At 69.6% G+C, this 3595-nt stretch carries 1 protein-coding gene and 1 pseudogene; both read right to left on the bottom strand.

Annotation, left to right across the window (positions count from 1 at the left end):
* Nucleotides 1–8: 8 nt before the first annotated feature.
* On the bottom strand, nucleotides 9–2255 hold the full coding sequence (gene tap / locus ACFXKG_RS41075; RefSeq protein ID WP_384850687.1) for a telomere-associated protein Tap: 2247 nt from the start codon (nucleotides 2253–2255) through the stop codon (nucleotides 9–11).
* A 184-nt stretch (nucleotides 2256–2439) separates the two neighbouring features.
* A pseudogene (locus ACFXKG_RS41070) lies at nucleotides 2440–2523 on the bottom strand (DUF6104 family protein); the annotation flags it as partial.
* Nucleotides 2524–3595 lie beyond the last annotated feature (1072 nt).

Below are 3595 nucleotides of genomic sequence, written 5' to 3'. Positions count from 1 at the left end.
GCCTTCTCCTACTCTCCGTTGTCGACGTCGGTGACGGTGCCGTCCTTGATGGACCGGGCGAGGTTGAGCTCCGGGGCGTTGAACCGCTCGCGGACCTCCTCGCCCCACAGGACGGACTGGGTGCCCTCGTGCTTGACCAGGCCCGGGTTGATGCCGAGCTTGAAGCCGCCGGGCAGCGGCTTGCCCTCCCGGTAGGGCAGGAAGTCCATCGGGCTCGGTCCGTTTGCGGCGTAGACGACGCAGTCGGACAGGATTGCGATCGGGTACTGTCCGGTGAACGCCGCGTGCTTGATCATCTTGCGGTGCAGGTTGATCCGGGTGCGGGAGATGACCGCCGCCCGGATGTCCGGCCGCCACGTCGGGCGCTCCAGAGCCCGCCACCGCTCGCCCGGCCGCCAGCCCTCGCTCCGGGGCCGCTCGCGCAGCTTTCCCAGGCCGCCTTTGACTGTCGCCTTGATCGCCGAGACGACGATCGTCAGTTCCGGGTCGCGTTCCTTGTAGCCGTCCATCGCGGCGAGGAAGTCCTCCGGCGACAGGTCGCCGTCCACACCGAGGTCGGCCATCGTGGCGAGGTAGGCGTCACGCAGCCGCTGGTACCAGCCGTCCAGGTAGCGGCCGTTCTCGTACCGGACCCACGCCTCGATGGGCGCGACGTCGTAGCCGAGCTCCTGGGCGTAGGCGACGGTGGGTGTCGCGTACCAGGCCGGCCCCGTCGGGCGGTCGCCCTTCGGCGTGAACGGGGAGGGCAACAGGCTGCCGTCCAGCTCCACCCACTCCTTGCCGACCTTCACCTTCGACAGGTCGACGTGGGACAGGTCGACCAGCCACGAGCCGGGCAGCTTCGGGTCGAACGCGGGGGCCTTGACGTACGTCGGCTCACCAAGGCCGACGTTCAATCCGTTCGCGCCGGCGGCAAAGGCCATGTTCACGTCCAGACCGACCAGGTAGCGCAGGGTGCACTCGGCATCGGTCATCGGCCGCGCCCAGTCGTACGCCTCCTCGAACAGCTTCTCCGCCGGGCCGCGCACGTGGAAGCGCGGCAGATCCAGCGCGTTGAGCACCGGGTGTCCGTCAGGGGCCTCGCACGGCGCGCAGTCCACCGGGCGCTTGCCCAGCGACCCGGGCGTCTTGTCGTCGGCCTGCCGCAGGACGCCGGTCTCCTCGTCCCGCACGGCGTAGGTCGGCGGGTGCAGCGCGGTCATCAGCTCCAGGCCGGTGACGGCGGTGGAGCCGCGCGGCGTCATCACCCGGGACGCGTACGCGCCCAGGACACGGGCGAGCTCCGCTGGCGGAAGCTGCGCGGCGTCGCCCCAGAACCGGGGGTCAAGTGCGTTCCACGACGGGATGCACAGCTGCACGCACTGGCGGTCCGGGCCCTTGGCCGGACGGTAGATCCGCGTCCACGGCCCGAACCCGCGCTTGGTCAGCTTCCACTCCGCGCGTGTCAGCTGCTTGATGACCTTGTGGCCCTCCGGGATCCGCCCGGTGTTCCTCTCCTCCTCCGTGAGCGCGACGGGAAGGCCGTAGCGCTCGCACGCTGCCTCGGTGAGCACGAGCAGCGGGTCGGCGGGCCGTCCCGGGCCGGACAGCTTCGGCTGACCCAGCTTCGCGTGCTTGAGCGTCCAGTCCACCAGGGACGGCAGGGACTTGGCGGGCACGTCCAGGACCAGGCCGCCGACGCAGTACGCCACGACCTTCCCGTCCTCGATGTCCACGACCGCCAGCGGCCCGTTCTCGAACCGCGGGTCGACGGCGGTCGCCGGGGTTCCGGCCGGGGCCGCCTTCTTCGTACCCGGGCGACGCGACGTCGACGACGTCGGCCTGGTGGTGCGTGCCGGACGCGGCGCGGCCGTCGGGGCAGGGGTGGGGTTGGTCTGGGTGTTCTCGGCTGCAGTCATGACCGCAGCCTCGGACGCCGGGCCTGTGGACAGAGAATACGCTTCCGCGGGGGCGGGTGTTCCAGCGAATGCGGCCGGCACCGCAGCGTTCTGCACGGGGACGGCCGCGCTGTCCGGGGCGGGGTAGAGCTCCGCGAGCTTGTCCAGCAGCCGCGCGTACGCCTCCCGTTCCGGCGGGCGGGGCTCGGTCTTCCCGGCTTCCCAGCCGGACACCGTGGCCCGCCGCACCTTCAGCGCGCCCGCCACCTCGTCGATCGTCAAACCGTGCGCGGCACGCAGCCGCTTGCGCTCCCCCGGCGGCGGAAGCGGGGAACGGGACGCGACCAGCGCGTCGACCGCGTCGAACAACTCGGACATGGAACACCTCCTGCTCCACACCCTACCCCGCGGATCGCACGAAGTGCGTACGAAACGCGTACGAACGGCGTTCTTTTTGCGGTCTGAGGCGTTTTCTGAAAGGCGGGTGTCCCGTGTGTCATCGAATCTTGAGTGCGTGCCAACGAAGTTTGAGCGATTCGCAAGTGGTCGACCGCGGTCCGGCCCGCTCAGCGAGCCACTCGAAGGTGACCTCGTCCTCGCCGCACTGCCTCTCCAACTCCTCGATGCCTCGGTTGGTGAAGTACATGGGGTAAGCGGCGTACAGACCAATGCCGTTACACGGCAGCACTGGCCACGACTCTGCGGCCCGCGCCTCAACCAGGAGCTCCGGGTCCGAGGATTGCGAGCCCTGTGACCGCTCCGCCAGCAGCCCAATTACCTCGCGGTCACCGGCAACCCGTCCCGCCAGGGTGGCCCTGCTGGGCCAAGCACCGAAGCAGGCAACGACGCCGACTCCCGCGCCGACGCTGCCGTCGCGGGCTGCATCGCGAAAGTCGTCTCGGCAGCGAAGGCGGTCGGGCCTCGACCAGCCCCTCCCGCACGGTCACCTGCCAGACCCTCAGCTCCATTGCTGGGCGTGCCGGTGCTGTGCCGGCGCGTGGACGTTCTGTACGACGCCCCAAGTTCTACCGTCCTTTCCGTGGCGGCCTGACCGGCGCGTCGTAGCCGGGGAGCAGGCACGGTCCAGCCCTGACACGCCTCTTCGCGTCGGTGGAACATGGAGGTCGCGCTCAAGTTTCGTTGGGGTGTGGGTTCTTCATTGCCACGGGCTGGGTGCGCACCTGTCACCAGAGGGTGCAGGGGTGCTGCTCGCTGCCGCACGAATGGCGGGAGGGTGCGGCCCCCTGCGCTCACAGGGGGCCGCGAGGTAGCCCAGCAACTTCATCGACAGGGAGATAGAAGCATGGGTTTTACAGAGCCTACGAGCGACGCCCACCGCGCGTCGACGCCACGATCTCAGCGCAGGGAAGAGCCGCCGGCTTCGGTGACCTCGTCCCGGAGCGGACCTCCCGCTGCTAGGCGACAGCGGTATCTGCAATCACTGAGCCGCACGGCAAGCCACGGACTGGTCTACGGGCTGGCGTCAGCAACGGGCGGAGCCATCGTGACCGGGCTCGTCTGGTGGGGCCAGCGATAACCGTCGGGCCCGCCCCGGTGTCAGCGGCCAGTTCGGAATCCCCAAGTACGGCCAGTTGTGATGTCACTCTTGGTTACGGCCCGGGTTCGACGTCTGACCCGATCGGTCACATGCGGATGAACGCGACCGGTTGTCGGGCCACGTCAGTGCCAGGCACAGGCGATCAGCTGTCCGCGGAGTG

This window comes from Streptomyces sp. NPDC059255 (assembly GCF_042752355.1).
GTDB lineage: Bacteria > Actinomycetota > Actinomycetes > Streptomycetales > Streptomycetaceae > Streptomyces.
This window is presented reverse-complemented; position numbering and strand designations above follow the sequence as displayed.

Excerpts from the sequence above, each read along its gene's own strand:
- tap (WP_384850687.1), bottom strand. The coding sequence starts at position 2,255 with ATGTCCGAGTTGTTCGACGCGGTCGACGCGCTGGTCGCGTCCCGTTCC.